A 24009-nucleotide genomic window follows, 5' to 3' on the forward strand; every position below is an offset into this window, starting at 1 on the left:
GCCACCACTGCACCAAGCTGATTAAGGGCCCCTGATGAGCACACCCAATCCATTATTGACGCTGCGCGAGCAGATTAGCGCCGTCGACAGCCAGCTGCTGGCGCTGCTGGGCGAACGCCGCTGCCTGGCCGAGCAGGTCGCCCGCACCAAACAGGCGCTGCATCACCCGGTTCGCGACCGGGCCAGAGAGCGCGATCTGCTGCACAGCCTGATTGAGCAGGGCAAACCGCTGCAGCTTGACGCACATTTTATTACTCGCCTGTTTCAACTGATTATCGAAGACTCGGTGCTGACCCAGCAGGCGCTGCTACAGCAGTCACACCTGGCCGTCGACGCCGCCGCACGCATCGCCTTTCTCGGTCCCAAAGGCTCCTATTCCCATCTGGCCGCTCGCCGCTATGCCGCGCGCCATTTTGATCGAGTGCTGGAGTGCGGATGCCAGCGTTTTCAAGACGTCGTCGCCCAGGTCGAAAGCGGCCAGGCCGACTATGGCGTACTGCCGATAGAAAACACCTCATCCGGCGCCATTAACGACGTCTACGATCTGCTGCAGCACACCAGCCTCTCCCTCGTCGGAGAGCTAACGCTGCCTATCGAGCACTGCCTGCTGATCGCCGGAGAGGGCGACATCAGCGCGCTGACCACCGTCTACAGTCACCCCCAGCCGTTTCAGCAGTGCAGCCAGTTCCTCAGCCGCTACCCACAGTGGCATATCGAATACTGTGAAAGCACCGCCGCCGCGATGGAGAAGGTCGCCGCGCTGCGCTCTCCCCAGGCGGCAGCCCTGGGCAGCGCCGACGGCGGTAATCTATATGGCCTGCAGCCGCTGGCGCACGATCTGGCCAACCAGGCCCAGAACATGACCCGGTTCATTGTCCTGGCGCGCAAAGCGATCGAGGTCAATCCCCACATCGCCGCCAAAACCACGCTGATCATGGCGACGGGCCAACAGCCCGGGGCGCTGGTCGATGCGCTGCTGGCCTTCCGCGAGCAGCATATCGTCATCACCAAGCTGGAGTCGCGGCCGATCAACGGCAATCCGTGGGAGGAGATGTTCTACCTGGATGTTCAGGCGAATCTGAACGACCCAGCCATGCAGCGGGCGCTGCATGACCTGCGGGCGCTCACCCGATCGCAGAAAGTCTTGGGCTGCTACCCGAGTGAAAACGTGGTGCCGGTCGCACCGACCGCGTAATCATCATCCTGATACCGCCGCGGCATCAACCGCGGCGATCGTGCGCCTGACTCAGCAGCGCCCGGCTCTCATCCTGAAAACGCTGCGCATCGTCGCCGAACCAGCGAGCGATACGCTGAAACGTCTCGATAAACGCCTCTTTATTCTGCCCGTCCAGCAGTCTGATCGCGTCGCCGAAGCGCTGATAGTAGCGCGTGATCAGCGCCAGATTATCCGGCGATGCCATGATGATATCGGCATACAGCTGCGCATCTTGCGCAAACAGGCGTCCGACCATCATCAGCTCCAGACGATAAATCGGCGAGGAGAGCGCCAGCAGCTGTTCCATGCTGACATTCTCTTCGGCCAGATGCAGCCCATAGGCAAAGGTGGCAAAGTGACGCAGCGCCTGAATAAACCCCATATTCTGATCGTGCTGCACCGCGCTGATGCGATGCAGGCGAGCGCCCCAAACCTGCAGCTGCTCTAGCAGCCACTGGTAAGCCTGCGGCTGTCGACCGTCGCAGTAGACGATCACCTGCTTGGCAAAGCTGCCGACGTCCGGGCCAAACATGGGATGTAGCCCGACGACGGGCCCGCGATGCGCCGCCAGCATCGCCTGCATCGGTCCTCCCTTAACCGACGCCAGATCGACCAGCAGGCAATCCGACGGCAGCGGCGGCAGGCGGGCTATCGCGGCCTCGGTCAAATGGATCGGTACGCTGATCATCACCATACCGGCATCGGCGCAAAGCGTCTCGGCCTGCGGCCAATCCTGCGGCTCCAGTATACGCACCGAGTAGCCCGACAGGCGCAGCATCCGGGCAAACAGCCGCCCCATCTGCCCCGCGCCGCCGACGATCACCACCGGGCGCAGCGTCGGATTCAGCGCCTTAAACCCCTTGTCATTTTCACTGACGTAGGACTCCCGCATCACCCGACGCAGCACGTCCTCAATCAGATCCGGCGAGACACCAAGCTGCTGCGCCTCCGCGCGGCGCGACGCCAGCATCACCGCCTCTCGCTCCGGCACATAGACCGGCAGACCATAGCGGCTTTTGACCTCCCCCACCTGGGCTACCAACTGTAAACGGCGCGCCAGCAGCCCCAGCAGCGCCTTATCGACCTCGTCAATGCTATCGCGCAGTGCGCTCAGTTCCGCCACCATCGTCTATCATGCCTCCCGATCGCGTCGCTGCGGCGCCAATTGACGCTGTATATCGCGCAGCAACGTTTCCGTTGTCGTCCAGTCAATGCAGCCATCCGTCACGGATACGCCATAGCGCATAGCGCTGCGCGGCTGCTCTGAGCTCTGATTACCGGCCTCCAGGTTGCTCTCCAGCATCACGCCGATAATGGCGCGGCTCCCCCCCGCGATCTGCGCAATGACCGACTGCGCGACCTGCGGCTGACGTCGGTAGTCCTTGTTGGAATTGCCGTGGCTGCAGTCAACCATCAGCAGCGGGCGCAGACCGGCCCGCACCATCTGTGCCTCACACTGCGCGACATCCTGCGCGCTGTAGTTTGGCGTCCGTCCTCCGCGCAGAATAACATGACCATCGGGGTTGCCCTGCGTCTGCAGCAGGCAGACCTGCCCCGCCTGATTGATACCGACGAAGCGATGCGGCATCGCCGCCGCCTTCATCGCATTAATCGCGGTCTCTAGGCTACCGTCGGTGCCGTTTTTAAAGCCGACCGGCATCGACAGGCCGGAGGCCATCTCGCGGTGGGTCTGCGACTCGGTGGTCCGCGCGCCGATGGCCGACCAGCTGAACAGATCGCCCAGATACTGCGGCGAATTGGGGTCCAGCGCCTCGGTCGCCAGCGGCAACCCCATATCGACCAGCTGCAGCAGCAGGCGGCGGGCGATGTGCAGCCCGGCCTCAACGTCGAAAGAGCCGTCCATATAGGGATCGTTAATCAGCCCTTTCCAGCCCACCGTGGTACGCGGCTTCTCAAAATAGCCCCGCATGACAACGTAGAGCCGATCGCCCACGCTCTGCGCCAGCGCTCGCAGGCGACGGCCATACTCAAGGGCGGCATCAACATCATGGATCGAGCAGGGGCCGCAGATCACCAGCAGACGCCCGTCGCGCCCAGCCAGAATATCGGCTATCTCGCGGCGGGAGGTGGCGATGTGCGCCTGCTGGGCCTCGCTCAGCGGGAAACGGGCCTTTAGCTCCTCCGGCGTAATCAAAATCTGCTCATCGCTGATATGAACGTTATTCACCGCGTCTTTTTGCATCATCATTACAATACCTGCCTATCTGGGAGTGGTTATCTCGGCGCGGCCACCGTGCCTCTATTCAGGTTACATTAACATGCACAGTAAACTTTTCAATCCATATATGTAAACAATATCGTACATTCATCTTTACACGTTATTGAGTAGCAAAATTTGAAGCATCACGCAGTTTCATTGTCGATTACACCGCGAAGTTAAAGACACATGTTAGGCTGTGCCCGCTAACCGTCCGCGACGCCCGAGGGCCAGCGGCCTGCCGTCCGATCCTGTTCGCTCTGGGGAGATACGATGTTAACTGCTATCATTGTCGACGATGAACAGCCGGCCCGTGACGAGCTGACGACGCAGCTGCAACGCTATCCTGAAATAACGCTGGTCGCCAGCTGTGCCAATGCCCTGGAGGCGATCCCCACCATTCATCGCCTGCGCCCCGACGTGCTGTTTCTCGATATCCAGATGCCGCGCATCAGCGGGTTAGAGATGGTTAACATGCTGGATCCGGACAGCCAACCCTATATCGTCTTCATTACCGCATTCGACGAATACGCCATTCAGGCGTTTGAACAGCACGCCTTTGACTATCTGCTCAAACCGATCGACTGCGCTAGACTGCAAAAAACCCTGGTTCGCCTGCTACGCGGGTGCGCGGTGCGGCAAAATCTACAGCCTTTGCAGGAGCCGCAGCTGCGGCATATTCCCTGTCACGGACTCAATCGCATCTTTTTGCTCAAGCTGGATGAGATCGAGTATCTGTCGTCAGAATTAAGCGGGATTCACGTCGTCGGCGCTCAGCAAAGCGGCTATACCCAGCTGACTCTCAAAACGCTAGAGGAGAAAACCCCTTTCGTTCGCTGTCATCGGCAGTACATGGTGAACGTCGATCGCCTGAGCGAAATCCAGCTGCTGGATAACGGCGCCGCTGAGGTATTGACCCACAGTGGAAGACGCATTCCGGTCAGCCGCCGCTACCTGAAAAATTTAAAAGAACATCTGGGGATCGCCTAACGCCCCCCGTGAATGAACTCATTAGTTCGTCTGATAAAATATCATGCTGTCCCCGTCCGATAGCCGTAACTAAAAATAGCCGAGCCACCGCGCCCCTCAAATTTAATTATGTTTCATAGACTCATCATACGATGGCACATCCCCCTCATCCGCTCGCTATTTCACGCACCTCTAGTTTATAAGCTCAGCTCAACAAACCTTATATTTCCGCTTAATTACTGCGAAATAACCTACCATTCAACGATGAATACTCCCTATGGGTTATTACCCGATCCTGCCGGTACGATAACGCTGACATAACCCGACGTTAGCGCCGTAAACGACAGGTTAACGAACGAACTAAATCGAGCGCGGAAATAAAATATTTTGTGCACTTTCGCATCTGTTTTGCATAAAATAAACAGCATAGAAGTTAGCGCATATTATTTTATGCTTACCTATCGGCAGCGCGAGCCCTCTGCCCTGCGCCAGCGACATTGATTAAATATGATGAATACAACTGTCTCATTTGAAGCCAAAGGCTATGAGGATATTCCCGCGCTATTAACCTTTATGCAGCGGAATCTACAGTGTGGAGAGCTGAGTATCGAAATGACCGCCGATGATTTCTATGCACAGACCACGATCACCTCGCTGGAGAACGGCGCCCACTTCATGACCATGAACGCCTGCGGCTACCGTATTGAACATCATATTGCCTGCGACCTGCAAAATCGGCGGCTATATCTTATCTACTCCGATCACAAAATGCAGTGGGGTGAAGAGGGGCTCAGCTGCACCCTCCCCTACCGGGACTCTTTCCTGATCGACAGTACCAAAAGCTTCCGTATCGCCTCACCGGGATATCAAAAAACGCGCTCTTTCGGCATCCCGTTTTCTCTGCTGGGCGATCGACTGGAGCAAGTGATCAATGGATTAACCGGAAGGAAACTCTCGACGATTAAGTATGGCGATGAGATCAACAAAATCCTATCGACCACCTACCATGCGCCGGGGCTTGCCGAACGCCTGGATATCGTGACCAACCTGATTAAGGTGATCACTTACAATGAAACACCGGACAGCAACGGCAAGTACGATCGCATCGTTAAAAAAATCACCATGAATATTTACGATGAGTCTCTCACGCTGCCCAAGCTGGCGCAGCTGTGCGCCATGTCAGCCCGAACCATTCAGTATATCCTGGCGTCGCACGGCACCTCGTTTAACCGCCTGAGCGCCGATATCCGACTCAAGCTGCTATGCGAAAATATTCATAAGATGAAGAACAAAAGAATCAATGAAATCGTCTTTCTCAGCGGCTATAACTCGTTTTCAACGGCAGCCAGGCATTTTAAGCGTAAATTCAATCAGTCAATCACCGATTATATCAGCGCCGAGGGCCAATAGCCGCCCCCGTTTATAGGCAGTATTTTATGTAATACCCCTCCAGCGACTCGCGGTAATAGCGTCTGAAGTTCCGCGAGGCGGTCAGCAGCGAACGATAGCCGCAGCCGCTGACCAGATCCGATAGGGAGCGCGAGGGGTTATGCTGCATCTCTCTCAGCAGACGATCCAGACGAGCCTGGATCAGGACATCCTGAAAACGCGTATTCTGCTGCGCAAACACATACTGAATCGAACGCTTTGACATACCGCTGACGCTGACCAGCCCCTCTAAGGAAAAGTCGCACCCTGTACAGTGTTCGTCGATCAGGCTGCTGAGATAGGCAAATTTATTCAGCGTACGCCCCAGCGACATCCCGCAGGAGATAATCAACAGATTAACCAACGCCGCTACCTTCTCCTGCAGCGCTGCCACGCAATGGCATTCTGCGGCCAGCTTATTGATCAGCTTGCCAAAGGGCAGCGTCGAGGCCAGGCGCCCGTCAAACATCGGCGTCACCGCCTGCGCATGCGAACCAAAGCTGGCGACCGGGAGCAATACCGAGACGGTCGCCCGGGGGACCGCGGAGTCCAGGATAAACGGCAGTCCGCCGTTTATCAGCACACACTCTTTACTGCGCACGGCGATCTCTCGCCCGTCCAGCGTACACCGCAGCGGCGCATCCGAATACACGATGCCGAATACCGCCGCGGAATGCTCGCACTTCTCGATAACGCCGGGCGTGGTGCGGATCGCGATCACCATTTCACCGCCGGGCAGATGATGGATCTCACTCTCACCAAAAAAATCATCATTATGCACATTGATTTTTATCTTGCCGCAGTGTGCCTGCTGCTGGAAAAAGTCTCCCCATGCAGAAAAGTGTTCAATACCGTACGCAAAGAATGTGCGTGTAATAATATCCGCCATAGATACACACCCTTAAAATAAGAAAAATTGTACACAGGCAAACTTCATCGTGCCGGCAATAGGCGCAACCTGCGTCAAAATATGCAGCCTCACGTTTTCAATAATCTATTGATGAAGATCGATCTATATATCCAGTGACGCCCTTCACGGTCACAATAGTCCGGCGCGAAGGGCGGAGTTCGGAAGCGGTGGCTAAAGCGTTTTTACACAATTCGCCATTCTAAGCACCGGCCACCCATTATTAACGATCGGGTCTGCGGTAAGATGCCCCGTCGATAGGCCCGCGGTATAGCGGACAGTGCGAGTCTCATCGGTATATTCCGCGCTCCAGCTCTGATCAACGCCAAACATGAGATTTAAGTTGGCAATATTTCCCCACTCCGACCACAGCGAGCCGACCGCACGCACGCCCTTATCACCATCATTAACCGCATTGGTCACCCAGCGATAGCTGGGCACCTCGTAACCGCTGTTCCCGGCACAATAGGCATCGGCATCCACGCTGGAAATATGATTAATGCCGTTGCTGATAAACCAGCGCGATACGGTAAAGGGATAGGACACCTCGTGACCATAGCGCTTAGACCGCGCCGTGATCGTGACGGTCTGACGCGCCGTCGGTTCGGCCTGAAACTGCACATTGCCGCCGCTGTCTACCGTGACCCACGCCGGTGCACTGCTGCGCCACTCATAGTCGGCGTTTTGCGCGCTGTCGCCGTTAATTTCCAATAAAAACTTAGCATTGGCAAAACCCGTCGTCGGAAAACCGGCGCTCGCGTCAAAGCGGGCGCCGTTAACAAGCACCGCGGTAAACCGATCGTTCGGCACGAAGTGGGTATCTAGCGCAGACTGCCGATTATTGCTCAGCGTAGCGCTCACGTTGCTGACGCCAACCGTCGTACTGCTCAACGAGGTCTCGGCCACCCCATCCTCGCCGGTGGTCACCTGCACCGCCGTCAGCGTGGCGCCGTTGTCCGCCGAGAAAACGACGCGCTGATGGCTCAGCGGCGTCCCCGCGGCGTTCGTTACCCGCGCGCGCACCTGATTTTTATCAACGCCGTCGGCCTTCGCGTTGTCCCGAATCAGCGTGAGGTTACCGTTCAGAATCCACGCGTCATTATCCATCTCAGGCTTTAATACCGAGATCTGCGTCGTACTGATATTCGAGCTCTGTCCCCGGGTATCATAGGCCATCACGTCGATATGATAGCGATTGTCCCCATTGTCATTATACGGGGGATAGGTGATTTTTAACCGATTGTTTGGCAGCTCCATTATCTGCCCTCCGGCAGCAACAAACGCCGCAACGTTCATCCACTGGAGATTGCGCACGCCATATTTACTGACCACCTCGGCATAGATTTCACTGCTATTACCGGGATACCCCTCAAGATATTCAGTGCTTTTGATTTTTAACCTCTGCTGCTCTTGGTACTGCAGGACAATATTATGATTCCGCTCCACTAGGTCATAGCGGGTTTTTGCTATTGTCCTTGCGGCGACCAGCGCGGCGGGATCAAGCTGAGCCGGCAAGTCAGCACCCAGGCGATAATTTATGTGTAGCCCCAGCTGAGTATCCTGATTTCCCTGTTTACCTAGGCGCTGCTTTACCTCCAGCGTCAGCAGAGAGAACGGCGTGTAACTCCCCCCTAGCGTGATGGCATAGGGATTACGCTGCAGGTGATCTTTACCAAAGAGCGCAACGTTATCACCAAAATAGTGCTCATATATCAGCGATCCTCCCAGGTGGGGCTGCGCCGGAAGCCAACCATTGGCGCGGAGATCGACGCCGTTGGCAGGCCGCTCATTATAGTCGCTGCGATCGCGCGACTGATGCCACGCCGTTAGCCTGAAGTAACCGTTGGCGGACAGTTGAAAAGAGTCTGTCCAGAGCTCGGCACCGAGTCCAACCCTTTTATTATCCCCTGTAAAATCATTATCGTAAAAAGCATTCCCCCCCATCATCCACTCATGGTGAATGAACCGGGTGCCGATGCCAATATTCGCAATATTACGCCGATCCTTATTTCTGAAGCCCTGCTGCGTAAATAGGGTCAACGTCTGCGAATCATACAGCGGCAGCAGCCAGTCCAGAGCGCTCTCTGCCAATGAAAAATCCCGATCGGTATTCAGCTGGATCCGCGCGGTCCCATAGCGATTGAGCCATTGTCCTATCTGATCGTTTACCGCCGACGTCGCCATGGTACGCGCCATATGATGTAATGCATCTACTCGCCCCGATGCAGCCAACGCGCTCCCCACGCCGCGAATGGACAGCGAATCCATAGGGTCTTGCTCCTTCGTCAATGACCCAGCGCCTGCGTTGTTTTTATTATTCTGCGAGGCCCTGTTTATATTTATGGCAATGGCATCGTTTATTGGTGAATCAACTAACTCCCCCGCATTGGCGTCTTCAACATTATGTATAGCGATAGGCTGCTGACCTATTTCCCCACTCAAAACAGCCGTTCCATCCGGCGTTATGGGCATGCGGAAAAGGCGACCAACCTCATCCGAAGCGGCGCGTTGTTGATTTTCTTTTATAAGATTACCAGGCCTATCCATCGTTTTTTCAGATGCTGCGCTGGCGATACTGACAGATAAAGCCAAAGTAAAAAATAGATAAAGTGGAAAAATAACTCGCCTCCGCCTAGTGCGCAGACTTTTCCTCATATTACGCTGCGGCGCATCCGTTAGACACAGTGATACCATCCAGCCTCCCAAAGGCATAAGGAAAACAACAATACGAATTATCAGTAACAATTTTTGCGTATATTATTTGTCAATTGCGTCACACGCATCCAAAATGCGCAATTTATGATATAACGTGCAAGATATAATTATTTTTTATTAACATGAGCGCGTAATCTCATCACACAAATAACACCAAAGTACAACGTGCAGCGGAGGCGGTCGGCGATATCATAATTTTACTGAAAGCATGAAAACACCGACGCTCGCCGCACCGTGAAGCGTCACGAAACCGCGCATTCAGGTATAGAGATAATCAGAGAAAGAGCAGAATGATAAGGCTATCTAATGAGATAGCGCAGCCTACGCCGCGTCCGCGATACACTATAAGCATGATAAGTAACTGGCTGCTCTATACGCTTGCTGCATGATAACGAACAGATTTATCTTATGACACTATTCCTATTTTGGATGCCCAGCGGGCTCTTTTCCGTTTTCATTTTTTCCACAATACTTTATTCAGATCAATTTTCATTTAATTTATATTCTGTATTTTTATAAAGGGAGAGCAATCTCTCAGAATCATATGCAGACCCAAAAGATTATTACGTAGCATTACGCTGTATACGACTTTCGCTGTCATGAATGCCCGACGCTCTCATAACATGAATCACGGCGCGGGAGAATAAAAACAAAGGGAATATATGGTCACACTACAATTTGCCGTTATAATAATCTGTCTATTGCTAGGGACACGCTATGGCGGGATGGGGCTGGGGCTTATCAGTGGTATTGGTCTCTTCATCCTGACCTTTGTCTTCGATCTGGTGCCCGGCAAGCCGCCGGTCGAGGTCATCCTGACCATTCTGGCCGTCATCGGCTGCGCCGCGGTGCTACAAACCGCCGGCGGCCTCAACGTGATGATGCAGTTTGCCGAACGCCTGCTGCGTCGTCACCCTCAGCACATCACTATCCTGGCGCCGTTGACCACCTGGATGCTGACGTTCCTCTGCGGCACCGGACACGTGGTCTATACCATGTTCCCCATCATCGCCGATATCGCGCTGAAGAAAGGTATCCGCCCAGAGCGCCCGATGGCGGTCGCCTCCGTCGCATCACAGATGGCCATCACCGCATCGCCGGTCTCCGTCGCCGTGGTCTCACTGGTCTCAATCCTCGGCGCCGCGCACGGCATTGGCCAAGCCTTCACGATTCTGGATATTCTGGCCGTATCGGTGCCAGCCTCGCTGTGCGGGGTGCTGGTCGCCGCGCTGTGGAGCCTGCGCCGCGGTAAAGATCTGGATAAAGATCCGGTATTCCAGGAGAAAATCAAAGATCCGGAGCAGCGCGCCTACATCTATGGCGATAGCCAAACGCTGCTGAACCAGACGTTCCCCAAACAGGCCTACTGGGCTACCTGGATCTTTTTTACCGCTATCGCCGTCGTCGTCATCCTGGGCGCCTTCGCCGATCTGCGGCCGGCCTTTGAGGTGAAAGGGGTGATGAAACCCCTCTCGATGAACCTGGTCATCCAGATGATGATGCTGATCGCCGGCGCCATCATCCTGATGTCCTGTAAGGTCAAGCCGGGCGAAATCTCCAGCGGCGCCGTCTTTAAAGCCGGTATGGTCGCTATCTTTTCCGTCTTTGGCGTCGCCTGGATGAGTGATACCTTCTTCCAGGCGCATATGCAGGATCTGCGCCTGGTGCTGGAAGATGTCGTGAAGAGCCACCCCTGGACCTATGCGCTGGTGCTGTTTTTGGTCTCCAAGCTGGTGAACAGCCAGGCGGCCGCGCTGACCGCCATCGCACCGATGGGGCTATCGCTGGGCGTTGAGCCCAAAATGCTGCTGGCGTTCTTTCCGGCGGCCTATGGCTACTTCGTTCTGCCGACCTACCCCAGCGATCTGGCCTGTATCGGCTTTGACCGCTCAGGAACCACCCGCATCGGGAAATTTATTATTAACCACAGCTTTATCCTGCCCGGTTTTATCGGTGTCATCACCTCGTGTACGGTAGGCTATCTGCTGGTTGCCGCATTCTATTAAGAAACCTCTTCCCCGGCCTCCTACGGGAGGCCGATATAAAAAAAGCGTATAACGCTCCCGTCAACCTTGCAAAAATAAGCTAATCATTACCATTTTTGGCCACAATATCACCCGCTATAATGTGACGCCTATCAACTTTGGCAACATCCCTATTTTTACTGGAAACATCATGCTCCGCTTATGCGTCACCCGTTCACTGCCGATCCTCATTGGCATTACCGCTGCGCTGTACGGCGTCAATGCCTGTGCCGATAGCACCCTGTTTACCGCGTTAGACGATCCGTCAACGGCGAAACAGCCTTTTACCGGAAACATACAGGCCGGTTATAACTCACAGTCAGGAAACAGCAATAACTCCAGCCTGCTGGCCGATACCACCATGACCTGGTTTAACCGGGATGCCGCCACCGCCTATAGCCTGTGGGGAACGGCGAATAACGCCGAGTCTAACGGCACCCGCTCCGCCGAAAAATACCAGGCCGGCGCCCGTACCCGCTATAACGTCACGACCGATAACTATATGTTCGGCCAGGTTAACTGGCTGAACGATCGCTTTGCCGGCTACGCCTCCCGCACCACCGGTACCGCAGGCTATGGTCGTCAGATCTTCTCCTCACCGTCGCAGGATCTGCGCGTCGAATTCGGTCCAGGCATCCGCCATGACGAGTATCGGGAAGGGGGGCGCTCCACCCGCGCGCTGGCCTACGGTGCCGCGAACTATACCTATCAGCTCACCAAGAACACCCAGTTTACCCAGGGGGTCTCTGCGCTCTCTAACGAAGATACCTCTCTCAACTCGGAAACGGCGCTCAACGTCGGCATTAACGATGCCTTCTCGCTGCGTCTCTCCTATAACGTGACCTACAACAGCGAACCGCCGGCCAGTGCTCCCAAGCACACCGACCGCACCAGCGCGATCACCCTACAGTACAACCTGTAACGGCCGCCCTCCCCCTCGGGAGGGTACCTGCGCCACGGCTCAGTCGTGGCGCGCCTGACACGACCTTACCCTTCTTATTCTTTCTTTACGCCGTAGCTTAATATCCCCTTAAGCATTTCTCGCTCTAATGGAAACAACGATAAGAGAAGCGAGAGGAAGCGGTATCATGCTATTGACCGAATCACTAAAAACGACGGCAGACTTCATTACTCAGTTCGTCCGCTCACCCCGCACGGTTGGCGCTATCACCCCCTCCACCCCCTATCTGTGCCGCCAGATGGTACGCTCCGTTGACTGGGCCTATAGCCGTCGCGTTGCGGAGTTCGGCGCAGGCACCGGGGTTCTGACGCGTCATATTCAGCGTCAGATGCGGACGGATGCCAGGCTGGATATCTTTGAGACCAACCCGCATTTTTGCCAGACCCTACGCAATATTGCCGATCGGCGCGCGACGGTGCACTGCGCCTCGGCGGCGGCGATCACGCAAAAATACGATGCGATCTTCTCCGGGCTGCCGCTGCTGGCATTCCCCCAGGCGCTGCGCCAAACGATCCTAGCGCAGGCCGCCCGCGCCCTGACGCCCGGCGGGGTGTTTATTCAGTTCCAATACAGCCCACTGCTGGAAGAGGGCCTTTCTGCCCACTTTCTCTGGCAGCGTACCCTGGTATGGCGCAATCTCCCCCCCGCCTTTGTCTACCTATGCCGAGCGCGCTAACCCGCACGTCGCGATGCATGGATACGACAACCCCCGGCTAGGTCAGGGGTCTTCAACCGACAAAAAAAAGGGGTTGGCCATATGGCCAACCCCTTATCATTTAACTACTTTCGGATGTAGCGAAAGCGTAGTCTTAGTTCAGGCGCTCTTTAATACGGGCAGCCTTACCAGTACGCTCACGCAGGTAGTACAGTTTAGCTTTACGAACGGCACCACGACGTTTCACAGCGATGCTGTCGATAACCGGTGAGTGAGTCTGGAATACACGCTCAACACCTTCGCCGTTAGAAATTTTGCGAACAGTGAATGCAGAGTGCAGACCGCGGTTACGGATAGCGATAACCACGCCCTCGAATGCCTGCAGACGCTTTTTAGAACCTTCAACGACCCATACCTTCACTTCCACGGAGTCACCCGGACGGAACGCAGGTACGTCTTGCTTCATCTGCTCTTGTTCAATCTGTTTAATGATATTGCTCATAATAATCTCTTACCCTAGGTAAACTGATATATCGGCCCGACGTTTTAGTCGCAGCCTTCATGATCCTGCTGCGCGGCATGCTCCTTGCGGAACTGCGCCAGCAGCTTTGCTTGCTCGTCAGTCAGAGCTAGGCTTTCTAGAAGTTCAGGTCTTCTAAGCCAGGTTCGGCCCAGCGACTGCTTTAAGCGCCAGCGACGTATCTCGGCATGGTTTCCCGACAGCAGCACCGCCGGTACCTCCATATCCTGTAACACCTCAGGGCGGGTATAGTGTGGACAGTCCAGCAGACCGTCGACAAACGAATCCTCCTCAGCCGAGGCCTGATCGCCCAACACCCCCGGCACAAACCGGGAGATCGAATCAATCAGGGTCATGGCCGGCAGTTCGCCGCCGCTGAGAACGTAATCGCCGATCGACCACTCTTCATCGATTTCGGTTTGGATCACGCGCTCATCAATACCCTCATAACGCCCGCAGACCAGAATTAACTTCTGGCTGACGGAGAGTTCGCAAACGCCCTGCTGGTCCAGTTTGCGCCCCTGTGGCGAAAGATAAATCACCTTCGCCCCTTCGCCTGCCGCTGCCTTTGCCGCATGGATGGCATCCCGCAGGGGTTGAACCATCATCAACATTCCCGGTCCGCCGCCATAGGGGCGATCGTCCACGGTTCGATGCCGATCGTGCGTGAAATCGCGCGGATTCCAGCACTGCACGCTAAGCAGGCCTTTTTTTACAGCCCGGCCAGTTACCCCGTAATCGGTGATTGCGCGGAACATCTCGGGAAACAGACTAATTACCCCAATCCACATTGTGGCGTTCCACTCAGTTCTACCGTTAATATCGGAGGTCAAAAACCAGGATCCCAATCTACTTCAATAGATTTAGCAGTGAGATCGACTTTCTTGATCACCTGTCCGTCGAGGAACGGAATCAACCGCTCCTTCATACCGAATGCATCTTTCAGGTTCGCCTTCACGACCAATACGTCGTTGGAGCCGGTTTCCATCATCGCAGTGACTTTACCCAGCGCATAGCCGGACACGGTGACTACCTGGCAACCCATCAGGTCTTTCCAGTAGTAGTCGCCCTCATCCAGCGACGGCATCTGCGACTCATCCACGATAATCTCTCGATTAACCATGGCATTGGCCGCATCACGATCGTCAATACCTTTAATTTTGACGACCCAATCCTGATTGTGGCTGCGCCAGCTTTCCAGCTCGATCGCAACCCACTTACCCGCCTGCTGGATAAACCAGGGCTGGTAATCAAAAATGCTTTCAGCATCCTCGGTGGAGGAAAACACTCTGAGCCAGCCGCGGATGCCATACGCAGAACCGAGTTTCCCCAGAACAACTGCATTGCTCACCGCCGGCGTATTCTCTGTGCTCATCGTGACCACCGCAACGGATTAAGCTGCTTTCTGAGCTTCTTTGATCAGCGCAGCTACGCGATCAGAAACGGTTGCGCCCTGGGAAACCCAGTGGCTTACGCGATCCAGATCCAGACGCAGGCCTTCGGCGCTACCGGTCGCGATCGGGTTGAAGAAACCTACGCGCTCGATGAAACGACCGTCACGGGCATTACGGCTGTCGGTCACTACTACTTGATAAAACGGACGCTTTTTCGCGCCGCCACGTGCTAAACGAATGGTTACCATAACATCCTCATTAGTAAATAAAACACCAGACCCCATCGAGGAACGGAGCCCGGTGTCCTTGTTCATACGAACATAAAAGCCCGAAAATTTTACTCATTTTGGCGCGAAAAGCAACTACCGCTATACGCTTTCGCACCGACGACGGCGATTAACGCCCCGGGAACCCCGGTGGCATCATGCCGCGCATGCCGCGCATCATTTTCGCCATTCCGCCTTTCTTCATCTTTTTCATCATGCGCTGCATTTCGTCAAACTGCTTCAGCAGACGGTTCACGTCCTGCACCTGCATGCCGGAACCCTGAGCGATACGGCGCTTGCGCGAGCCTTTGATGATCTCTGGATTGCTGCGCTCTTTCAGCGTCATCGAGCTGATGATCGCCTCCATCCGCACCAGCACCTTGTCATCCATCTGCGCCTTCACGTTGTCCGGCAACTGACCGACACCCGGCAGCTTGGCCAGCATGGAGGTCATCCCTCCCATGTTGCGCATCTGTTTGAGCTGATCCATAAAGTCGTTGAGATCGAAGCCGTCACCCTTCTTCAGCTTGGTCGCCAGCTTCTCGGCCTGCGCGCGGTCAACCTTGCTCTCCAGCTCTTCGATCAGCGACAGCACGTCGCCCATGCCCAGGATACGCGAGGCCACGCGATCCGGATAAAACGGCTCCAGCGCCTCGGTCTTCTCCCCGACGCCGAGGAACTTGATCGGTTTTCCCGTGATGTGGCGGATCGACAGCGCCGCACCGCCGCGGGCGTCGCCGTCCACCTTGGTCAGCACCACGCCGGTCAGCGGCAGCGCCTGGTTAAAGGCGCTGGCGGTATTGGCCGCATCCTGGCCGGTCATCGCATCGACCACAAACAGCGTTTCCACCGGATTGATCGCCGCGTGGATCTGCTTGATCTCATCCATCATCGCTTCGTCGACGTGCAGGCGACCTGCGGTATCGACGATCAGCACATCATAAAACTTCTGCTTGGCGTGGGTTAGCGCGCGCTGCACGATATCCAGCGGGCGCTCCTGGACGTCGGAAGGGAAGAAATCGACGCCGACGCCCTGTGCCAACGTCTCCAGCTGTTTGATCGCCGCGGGGCGATACACGTCGGCGGAGACGACCAGCACCTTCTTCTTCTGTTTTTCCTTCAGGAACTTACCAAGCTTACCCACGCTGGTCGTCTTACCGGCGCCCTGCAGGCCGGCCATCAGCACCACGGCCGGCGGCTGCGCCGCCAGATTCAGCTCGGTGTTGGCCTCCCCCATTGCGCGGGTCAGCTCATCCTGAACGATTTTGACGAACTCCTGTCCCGGCGTCAGGCTCTTGTTTACCTCCTGACCCAGCGCGCTCTCTTTCACCCGACTGATGAACTCGCGCACCACCGGCAGCGCCACGTCGGCTTCCAGCAGCGCCATGCGCACCTCGCGCAGGGTATCCTTGATATTATCTTCGGTCAGTCGCCCGCGGCCACTGATGTTGCGCAGCGTGCGCGACAATCGATCGCTTAGATTTTCAAACATGGTTTATGCTCAACGTAGTACCAATGCAAAACGGGCCGTCAGGCGACGACATCGCTAAAGATGGCGGCGAGTATAACACGAAGCCCCGCGATTCTCTCCCCCACGGCGCGCATTGGTCGGCGCCAGCGGTTGGAGCGTAGCGCCGCTGCGGCTATACTGAACGCCTCATTCACTCAGCCATCAATGAACTCGCTATGCCCGTATTTGCCATCACGGCTATGATTGCCTATCTGCTCAGCCTGGGACTGATTGTTCCCGGTCTGGCGCGCAATAATCGCGCATACCGGCGTCTGGCGCTGATCTTCGCCGCCGCGGCGCTGCTGTGCCATGCCATCGCCCTCTACCAGCGCATCTTTGACGTCAGCGCAGGCCAGAACCTCAGCCTGCTGAATATGGGATCATCGGTCAGCCTGCTGATCTGCCTGGTCATGACCGTGGTCGCCTCACGCGATCGCGGCTGGTTTCTGCTGCCGATCGTCTACAGCTTTGCCCTGATCAACCTTGGTCTGGCCAGCTTTGTTCCCGGGGAGTTTATTACCCATCTGGAGGCCAGCCCCTCTCTGCTGTTCCATATCGGGCTGGCGCTGTTCTCTTACGCCACGCTGATCATCGCCGCGCTGTATGCCTTTCAAGTGGCGTGGATGGATCACCTGCTTAAGAATAAAAAGCTGAGCCTGCGCGCCGACATGCCGCCGTTAATGAGCATTGAGCGCAAGATGTTCCACATTACCCAGGTGGGCGTGGTGCTGCTGACCCTGACGCTGATCAGCGGCAGTCTGTATATGGAGCAGCTGTTCAGCCCCGAAAATATGCACAAGGCGCTGCTGTCGCTATTGGCCTGGTGCGTGTATATCATATTGCTGTGGGGGCACTATCGCCGGGGATGGCGGGGACGTCCGGTCGTGTGGTGTAACCTGGCCGGCGCGGCGCTGTTGACGCTCGCCTACTTCGGCAGTCGGATCATTCTGGATCTGGCGCAGTAATCCTACGCCCTCGCACCGATTTTCGCGCCCCGCCGCCGTGCGGGGCTAATCGTTAACCACCATAAGGAATACCCGTTTGGAGCACGTCTCGACCGGTACGCTGATCGCCATTCTAGTGCTGATGGTGATCGTCTCCGCTTACTTCTCCGCCTCGGAAACCGGGATGATGACCCTCAACCGCTATCGCCTGCGCCACCTGGCCAAGCAGGGACTGCGGCCCGCCCGGCGCGTCGAGCGCCTGCTGCGTCACCCGGATCGCCTGATAAGCCTGGTGCTGATTGGCAATAACCTGGTCAATATACTGGCCTCAGCGCTGGCGACCATCGTCGGTATGCGTCTGTATGGCGACAGCGGCGTGGCCATCGCCACCGGTATCCTGACCTTTGTCATTCTGATTTTTGCCGAGGTCATGCCAAAAACCTTTGCGGCGCTGTACCCAGAAAAGGTGGCATTCCCCAGCAGCCTGCTGCTGGGCCCGCTGCAGAAGGTCATGATGCCGCTGGTCTGGCTGCTGAACGGCATCACCCGCCTGCTGCTGCGGCTGTGCGGCGTTCAGCCGCACGCGGGCCCCAGCGATGCGGTAAGCAAAGAGGAGCTGCGCACTATCGTGAACGAGTCGCGCGCTCAGATTTCGCGGCGCAACCAGGACATGCTGATCTCGGTACTGGATCTGGATAAGGTGTCGGTCGAGGACATCATGGTGCCGCGCACCGAGATCGTCGGCATCGACGTCAACGACGATTGGAAATCGATCCTGCGCCAGCTGACCCACTCTCCCCACGGGCGCATCGTGCTGTTCCGCGATACCCTGGACGACGCCATCGGTATGCTGCGCGTGCGCGAAGCCTACCGCCAGATGATTGAAAAGCAGGAGTTCAACAAAGAAAACCTGCTGCGCGCCGCCGACGAGATCTACTACATCCCGGAGGGGACCCACCTCAACGTGCAGCTGCTGAAGTTCCAGCGCAATAAGGAAAAGGTCGGCATCGTGGTAGATGAATACGGCGATATCAAGGGGCTTATCTCCGTCGAAGATATCCTTGAGGAGATCGTCGGCGACTTTACCACCTCCATGTCCCCCTCGCTGGCCGAAGAGGTGCTACCGCAGAGCGACGGCAGCGTACTGATCGACGGCAGCGCCAATATCCGCGAGCTGAACAAGGCCTTTAACTGGACCCTACCTGCGGAAGGCGCGCGCACCATCAACGGAGCGCTGCTGGAAACTCTGGAGGAGATCCCGCTGCCGGGTACCCAGGTCACCATCGGTAACTACTTCATCGAAATTCTCGATGTGCAGGACAACATGATCAAGCGGGTGAGAGTCTCTCTGCTGCGTTCGCACCTGCCGGGCGACGGCGCCTAATCTACGCGTCTCCCCCGCCTCACCGGCGTAAAAAAGCCCCCGCAGATTGCCTCTGTGGGGGCTTTTCTATCGGTGAAGCCTAGGGGTGCAGACGGGCCAGTTGGTCGGCAGAGAGCGCCAGCGCATCGTTATGGTTGATACCGATCCCGGCCGCCAGGATCTGGCGGGCAATCTGGTGCGCCTCGGCCAACGAGTGCATGCTGTAGGTACCACACTGAAACTCATTCAGCTCTGGGATGCTCCGCTGATCGCTGACCCGCAGCACGTCCTCCATCGCCGCCTTCCACGCCGCGGCAACTCGCGCTTCGTCCGGCGTTCCGATCAGGCTCATATAGAAGCCCGTGCGGCAGCCCATCGGTGAAATATCAATAATCTCAACGCCGTCGCCGTTCAGATGGTCACGCATAAAGCCGGCGAATAGGTGCTCAAGGGTATGAATACCGCGCTCCGGCAGGATGGCATGGTTGGGGCGGCAGAAGCGCAGATCGAATACGGTGATCTGATCGCCGTGCGGGGTGGTCATATTTTTTGCTACGCGAACGGCAGGTGCGGCCATGCGAGTATGGTCGACAGTGAAGCTATCCAGTAACGGCATTTCGTCACCTCCTCAATAAAAAAATATTTTTTTCCTTTGTTAGGAAACCTTTTCCCATACTGCGACTCTCAGTATATGAAAGACGCGCATTTGTTATCATCATCATCCCTGTCCTCAGAGATGTTTATTTTGGCCACAGGTATTGTGGCCTTTTTCTTTTCTAGCGTCCGGCGTGCTGCCGAAGATAGTCTGCAAAGGACTCGCTGTCCTGGGACTCCAGCGCCGCTTGGCGGGTAACCGAGCCCTGCGCCTGCGCCGTCAGCGTCGCCTCATCCAACAGCGTCAGCGGCTCGCTGCACAGCCGATCGCGGTAACGCTGCGCCAGCGCCAGGCCATAGCTGCCGATCCCCCGCTCCCCCATCTGGGCCATGACCCGTGCCGAGTAGGTCAGAGAAACATCCTCAAAGGCTGCCACCAGACGAGCGCAGACCTGCTGGTAGCGCGCATCACCGTTAATGCCATCCAGCACCTCGGCGACCCGATGCAGGTCGGCAAAAAGTGACTGTCCCACGTACGCCAGCGGCTGACGGGCATCATGACAGCCAATGCCGATGGTCTGCCCCGGCTTGCGCCCCTCAAGGATCACCCGGTTCCAGTTTTGGCGCGTACACAGCAGCTCGTCGCTGCTCATCTCCGGCGCATCGGCCAGCACGCACCAGATCAGAAACAGATCGAGGAAGCGGGCCTGATCGGCATCGACGCCGATGGGAGTGAACGGGTTAATGTCCAGAGAGCGAACCTCAATGTACTCTACGCCGCCGCGCAGCAGCGCATCGGACGGCGACTCACCGTCGCGCGTCACGCGCTTGGGCCGGATCGGCGCATAGAGCTCATTTTCGATCTGCAGAATATTGGCATTCAGCTGGCGATAGCGGCCGTCTTCCTCCACGCCCAGGCGAGCAAACTCCGCGGAGGGGGTATGGATGGCGCGCTTCAGCCCTTCGACATACTGGTCAAGGTGGTTAAACGTGATCCCGAGATTGCTCTGCGACTTATTGGTGTATCCCAGATCGCTCAGGCGCAGCGAGGTGGCATAGGGCAGGAACAGCGTTCCGCCGCGGCGCTCAAACGGCAGCGCGCTCTCCCGCCCGTTCAGGAAGGAACCACAGATGGCCGGTGACGCGCCAAACAGATAGGGGATCACCCAGCCAAAGCGATAGTAGTTCCGAATCAGGCGGAAATAGCCGTCGGAAATGGCGGCCTTACCGCTATCCGCATCCTGCACGCCGGCGCGCGCCTGCCAAAACGACAGCGGCAGGGAGAAGTTATAGTGCACGCCGGAGATGGTCTGCATCAGCGCCCCATAACGGTTCTTCAACCCCTCGCGGTAGAGCGTTTTAAAGCGCCCTAGGTTACTGCTGCCGTACTGGGCCAGGGTGATATCCTGCTCGCTCCCGATAAAACAGGGCATGCTCAGGGGCCACATGCGCTCATCGCCGAGATGGCGCGCCACATAGCGGTGAATATCACTGAGGAAGTCCAGCATATGGTCGATGCTACCATCGACGGGCGTGATGAACTCCAGCAGGCTTTCGGCGAAGTCAGTGGTGATCCAGGGGTGGGTCAACGCCTTACCCAACACCGCCGGGTGCGGCGTTGCGGCCAAATGACCATCGGGAGTGACGCGCAGCGTTTCGCGCTCGATACCGCGCCGGATGCCGTCCAGGGCATGCGGATGAGATTCTAGCCAGCTAAGGGCCTGAGATACGTCCGGGATCAAATTGACCTCCCGCTAATAAGAAGAGTTAATCGCACCCACCGCGTCTTACCGCAATGGACGCCTAATGCCACCACGACATGCCGTACAGCGTCAGCCATGCCAGCACCGCATAGCGTGCGGCCTTGCCCAGGGTCAGATACAGTGCGACCTTTCCCCACGGCATCCTCAGCCACCCGGCCAAGAGGCACAGCAGATCGCCGATCAGCGGCAGCCAGCTAAGCAACAGCGCCGCGGCGCCGTAGCGCTGCATCCAGCCCAGCGCCATCGCCAGCCCACGCTGCGGCGTCACCTGGGGCAGCGCACGACCAATGATCACATTGGTCAGTCCCCCCAGTACGTTGCCCACGATCGCCGCCGTCAGCAGCCAGAGCAGCGGCGCCTGCGCCGCAATCAGCAGCCCGCTCAGCACCACCTCCGAATTACCCGGCAACAGCGTCGCGCTGGTAAAACTGCTGACAAACATGCCAGTGATAGCCCAAAATTCACTCATTACAGGTCGCGCACGTCGATCCAGTCCATGCCCGCTCGCTGGGCGGCCTGAATACCAAAATCCGCATCTTCAAACACCACGCAGCGGGGCGGTGCAACGCCGAGCAGCGCGGCACAGCGTAAAAAGGTTTGCGGATCCGGCTTATGGCACTGCACATCATCGGCGGCCACGATCGCCTGAAAACAGTCACGCAGCCCCAGATGACGCAGCAGGGCGTCGGCCAGGCGATGCTCGCTGCCGGTGCCGACGGCCATGGGACGACGCCCCTTATAGGCCAAGGCAACCTCCGCCAGCGGCAGCGGACGTACGCAGTCCAACAGCATACTCTCTACCGTCCTCGTTTTTTCCGCGGCCAACGCATGAGGATCGAGATCGGACTGATTGTGTTCAATGATAGCCTGAGCAATACGCCATGTGGGAGAGCCATTGAGTGCGATCACCGTCGTTAGGTCATAATCCATACCGTAACGACCCAACACCGCATCCCACGCCCGCCGATGCGTCGGCTCGCTGTCGAGCAGGGTACCATCCATATCGAAAATCAGCCCGTCATAACGGTCATACATCGTCATGCTCATCCTCTGAAACGGGGAAAAGAGAGATACTTTAGCGTAAAAACAGGCGGGCTGTCGCGGGCCGTCAGTGCATCGTCGTGATACGTGCGGAAGGCCTGGGTAGGAAAAGTGAAACGGAGGGAGGACGCGGGCGGCAGAATGCAAAAAAGCCCGCAAAAGCGGGCTTTTTATAAAGCGAGAAAGCATCTAGGCGGATAATTTGACGCTGTGCGTCTCACCGTAGGCGCCGTTGCTACGCAACGTTGACCTGCCTCGTGTGCAATCCTATGCAATCTTTGCCGTAGGCGAAGCATGATGTTAGCATCACGCCCTGCGAAAGATGGTGCATCCGGGAGGATTCGAACCTCCGACCGCTCGGTTCGTAGCCGAGTACTCTATCCAGCTGAGCTACGGATGCACAGAATAACAACATTGACAGAAGGGTCACCCTACTGTCTGATTCACCGCTAATCACCATGAATCGAAAAGATGGTGCATCCGGGAGGATTCGAACCTCCGACCGCTCGGTTCGTAGCCGAGTACTCTATCCAGCTGAGCTACGGATGCACAGAGAACTTACTTGATGATACGGGCCGTTCTGATTCCCGCATCCGATTTACCGCCGCGAGGCCATAAACCTGAAAGATGGTGCATCCGGGAGGATTCGAACCTCCGACCGCTCGGTTCGTAGCCGAGTACTCTATCCAGCTGAGCTACGGATGCAAATGGCGGTGAGGGGGGGATTCGAACCCCCGATGCAGCTTTTGACCGCATACTCCCTTAGCAGGGGAGCGCCTTCAGCCTCTCGGCCACCTCACCACACGCGACTCTTGCGAGTTGTGCCCACTCAACGTTTCGTTGTCTCATCGGCACTGCGTGGCGCACATATTACTTTCACGGGCTGATAAGTCAAACAATTTTTCCTGAGTTTTCACGCAATCTGATTCGTTTGCACAATTCACAGGCAAACCGCTGTGAATAGCGCCAACCTGCTGTTTTTATGAACCGCAAAAACCCCTGTTTTATGCGACATGGCGAGCGCGCGCCATGTCGACTGATAGCGCATTGCTGAACCGTTTGAATAAAAAACACCCGCCGCCTCCCCGCAGGGGCGTTCTCAGAGCACCAATCCACGACGCAGGCAGAGATAACGCCGGTAGAGAAACCTAACAGAGAAGTGTAAAAGGAGAAAACAAAGGGAGAAGGAGGAAACGAGGGAGACAAGAGGCCGTAGCAAGCACCGCGTAAGCGCCCCGCTGCGATGCGAGACGCTATACCGAAATCAATACGTCGTCGGTTGGGACTTTTCCGCCTGAATACGCTGATAGATCTCTTCACGGTGCACAGAAACCTCTTTCGGAGCATTCACACCGATACGTACCTGGTTTCCCTTCACCCCCAACACGGTGACCGTTACTTCATCGCCAATCATGAGGGTCTCACCCACTCGACGAGTCAGAATAAGCATTCTTTGCTCCTTGAAAGATTAATTAGAGTCGGGTCTCTCAGTTTTTCCCCGCCATTATCCATCATCTGTAG

Annotated in this window: 22 protein-coding genes and 4 tRNA genes; 8 read left to right on the top strand and 18 right to left on the bottom strand. The window is 56.6% G+C overall.

The window, feature by feature from the left end; genetic code table 11:
- Positions 1-34: 34 nt before the first annotated feature.
- Entirely contained in the window at positions 35-1195 is a 1161-nt protein-coding gene (gene pheA / locus L1P05_RS13615) for a bifunctional chorismate mutase/prephenate dehydratase (RefSeq protein WP_012849659.1), read from the top strand.
- A gap of 25 nt (positions 1196-1220) precedes the next feature.
- On the opposite strand, the gene tyrA is transcribed toward pheA, so the two are convergent.
- Positions 1221-2342 carry a bifunctional chorismate mutase/prephenate dehydrogenase gene (gene tyrA / locus L1P05_RS13620; RefSeq protein ID WP_012849660.1) on the bottom strand — a complete coding sequence of 374 codons (1122 nt, stop codon included), beginning with the start codon at positions 2340-2342 and terminating at the stop codon, positions 1221-1223.
- A gap of 6 nt (positions 2343-2348) precedes the next feature.
- Positions 2349-3419, bottom strand: a complete 1071-nt coding sequence (locus L1P05_RS13625) for a 3-deoxy-7-phosphoheptulonate synthase (protein ID WP_041692600.1) — start codon at positions 3417-3419, stop codon at positions 2349-2351.
- 288 nt (positions 3420-3707) lie between these two features.
- On the opposite strand from L1P05_RS13625, the gene btsR reads away from it, so the two are divergent.
- Entirely contained in the window at positions 3708-4424 is a 717-nt protein-coding gene (gene btsR, locus L1P05_RS13630) for a two-component system response regulator BtsR (protein ID WP_012849662.1), read from the top strand.
- A gap of 486 nt (positions 4425-4910) precedes the next feature.
- Positions 4911-5813, top strand: a complete 903-nt coding sequence (locus tag L1P05_RS13635) for a helix-turn-helix domain-containing protein (protein ID WP_012849664.1) — start codon at positions 4911-4913, stop codon at positions 5811-5813.
- A 10-nt stretch (positions 5814-5823) separates the two neighbouring features.
- Here the strand turns inward: L1P05_RS13635 and L1P05_RS13640 are convergent, their stop codons facing one another.
- Together L1P05_RS13640 and L1P05_RS13645 are read right to left on the bottom strand one after the other, a co-directional pair.
- Positions 5824-6720: a helix-turn-helix domain-containing protein gene (locus tag L1P05_RS13640; protein ID WP_012849665.1), complete on the bottom strand. Its 897-nt coding sequence runs from the start codon at positions 6718-6720 to the stop codon at positions 5824-5826.
- Positions 6721-6912: 192 nt separating this feature from the next.
- A complete protein-coding gene (locus tag L1P05_RS13645) occupies positions 6913-9432 on the bottom strand; it encodes an inverse autotransporter beta domain-containing protein (protein WP_012849666.1) in 2520 nt (839 codons plus the stop codon).
- 683 nt (positions 9433-10115) lie between these two features.
- Between L1P05_RS13645 and L1P05_RS13650 the strand changes: the two genes are divergently transcribed.
- From L1P05_RS13650 to L1P05_RS13660, 3 genes are all read left to right on the top strand, one after another.
- Entirely contained in the window at positions 10116-11459 is a 1344-nt protein-coding gene (locus tag L1P05_RS13650) for an anaerobic C4-dicarboxylate transporter (protein WP_012849668.1), read from the top strand.
- Positions 11460-11628: 169 nt separating this feature from the next.
- The gene (locus L1P05_RS13655) at positions 11629-12399 is read left to right on the top strand and encodes a DUF481 domain-containing protein (RefSeq protein WP_015462228.1); all 771 of its coding nucleotides are present in this window, start codon (positions 11629-11631) and stop codon (positions 12397-12399) included.
- A 166-nt stretch (positions 12400-12565) separates the two neighbouring features.
- Entirely contained in the window at positions 12566-13114 is a 549-nt protein-coding gene (locus L1P05_RS13660; RefSeq protein ID WP_012849670.1) for a class I SAM-dependent methyltransferase, read from the top strand.
- A 133-nt stretch (positions 13115-13247) separates the two neighbouring features.
- On the opposite strand, the gene rplS is transcribed toward L1P05_RS13660, so the two are convergent.
- From rplS to ffh, 5 genes are all read right to left on the bottom strand, one after another.
- Complete coding sequence (gene rplS, locus L1P05_RS13665) at positions 13248-13595, bottom strand: 50S ribosomal protein L19 (RefSeq protein ID WP_012849671.1); 348 nt, start codon at positions 13593-13595, stop codon at positions 13248-13250.
- A gap of 44 nt (positions 13596-13639) precedes the next feature.
- Positions 13640-14404 carry a tRNA (guanosine(37)-N1)-methyltransferase TrmD gene (gene trmD, locus L1P05_RS13670; protein ID WP_012849672.1) on the bottom strand — a complete coding sequence of 255 codons (765 nt, stop codon included), beginning with the start codon at positions 14402-14404 and terminating at the stop codon, positions 13640-13642.
- Positions 14405-14442: 38 nt separating this feature from the next.
- Entirely contained in the window at positions 14443-14988 is a 546-nt protein-coding gene (rimM, locus tag L1P05_RS13675; protein ID WP_012849673.1) for a ribosome maturation factor RimM, read from the bottom strand.
- 18 nt (positions 14989-15006) lie between these two features.
- Positions 15007-15255, bottom strand: a complete 249-nt coding sequence (gene rpsP / locus L1P05_RS13680) for a 30S ribosomal protein S16 (protein ID WP_015462230.1) — start codon at positions 15253-15255, stop codon at positions 15007-15009.
- Between the two features lie 148 nt (positions 15256-15403).
- Positions 15404-16765: a signal recognition particle protein gene (gene ffh, locus L1P05_RS13685; protein WP_012849675.1), complete on the bottom strand. Its 1362-nt coding sequence runs from the start codon at positions 16763-16765 to the stop codon at positions 15404-15406.
- Between the two features lie 194 nt (positions 16766-16959).
- Between ffh and L1P05_RS13690 the strand changes: the two genes are divergently transcribed.
- Both L1P05_RS13690 and L1P05_RS13695 read left to right on the top strand, forming a co-directional pair.
- Positions 16960-17748 (top strand): cytochrome C assembly family protein, encoded by a 789-nt coding sequence (locus tag L1P05_RS13690; protein WP_012849676.1) that lies wholly within the window; start codon positions 16960-16962, stop codon positions 17746-17748.
- A gap of 76 nt (positions 17749-17824) precedes the next feature.
- On the top strand, positions 17825-19111 hold the full coding sequence (locus tag L1P05_RS13695; protein ID WP_012849677.1) for an HlyC/CorC family transporter: 1287 nt from the start codon (positions 17825-17827) through the stop codon (positions 19109-19111).
- 79 nt (positions 19112-19190) lie between these two features.
- Here the strand turns inward: L1P05_RS13695 and luxS are convergent, their stop codons facing one another.
- From luxS to csrA, 9 genes are all read right to left on the bottom strand, one after another.
- A complete protein-coding gene (gene luxS, locus L1P05_RS13700) occupies positions 19191-19706 on the bottom strand; it encodes an S-ribosylhomocysteine lyase (RefSeq protein ID WP_012849678.1) in 516 nt (171 codons plus the stop codon).
- 160 nt (positions 19707-19866) lie between these two features.
- The gene (gene gshA, locus L1P05_RS13705; RefSeq protein WP_012849679.1) at positions 19867-21426 is read right to left on the bottom strand and encodes a glutamate--cysteine ligase; all 1560 of its coding nucleotides are present in this window, start codon (positions 21424-21426) and stop codon (positions 19867-19869) included.
- Positions 21427-21487: 61 nt separating this feature from the next.
- Positions 21488-21916, bottom strand: coding sequence for a YqaA family protein (locus tag L1P05_RS13710; RefSeq protein ID WP_015462234.1), 429 nt, complete (start codon positions 21914-21916; stop codon positions 21488-21490).
- Positions 21916-22482: a fructose-1-phosphate/6-phosphogluconate phosphatase gene (gene yqaB, locus L1P05_RS13715; protein WP_012849681.1), complete on the bottom strand. Its 567-nt coding sequence runs from the start codon at positions 22480-22482 to the stop codon at positions 21916-21918. Before yqaB ends, L1P05_RS13710 begins: the two co-directional genes overlap by 1 nt.
- 329 nt (positions 22483-22811) lie before the next feature.
- A tRNA-Arg gene (locus L1P05_RS13720) sits at positions 22812-22888 on the bottom strand.
- 72 nt (positions 22889-22960) lie between these two features.
- Positions 22961-23037 (bottom strand) — tRNA-Arg (locus tag L1P05_RS13725).
- A gap of 79 nt (positions 23038-23116) precedes the next feature.
- A tRNA-Arg gene (locus tag L1P05_RS13730) sits at positions 23117-23193 on the bottom strand.
- 3 nt (positions 23194-23196) lie between these two features.
- A tRNA-Ser gene (locus L1P05_RS13735) sits at positions 23197-23289 on the bottom strand.
- Between the two features lie 463 nt (positions 23290-23752).
- Positions 23753-23938 (bottom strand): carbon storage regulator CsrA, encoded by a 186-nt coding sequence (csrA, locus tag L1P05_RS13740; protein ID WP_002209449.1) that lies wholly within the window; start codon positions 23936-23938, stop codon positions 23753-23755.
- Positions 23939-24009 lie beyond the last annotated feature (71 nt).

It is taken from the genome of Edwardsiella piscicida, assembly GCF_021733145.1.
GTDB classification, from domain to species: Bacteria; Pseudomonadota; Gammaproteobacteria; order Enterobacterales; family Enterobacteriaceae; genus Edwardsiella; species Edwardsiella piscicida.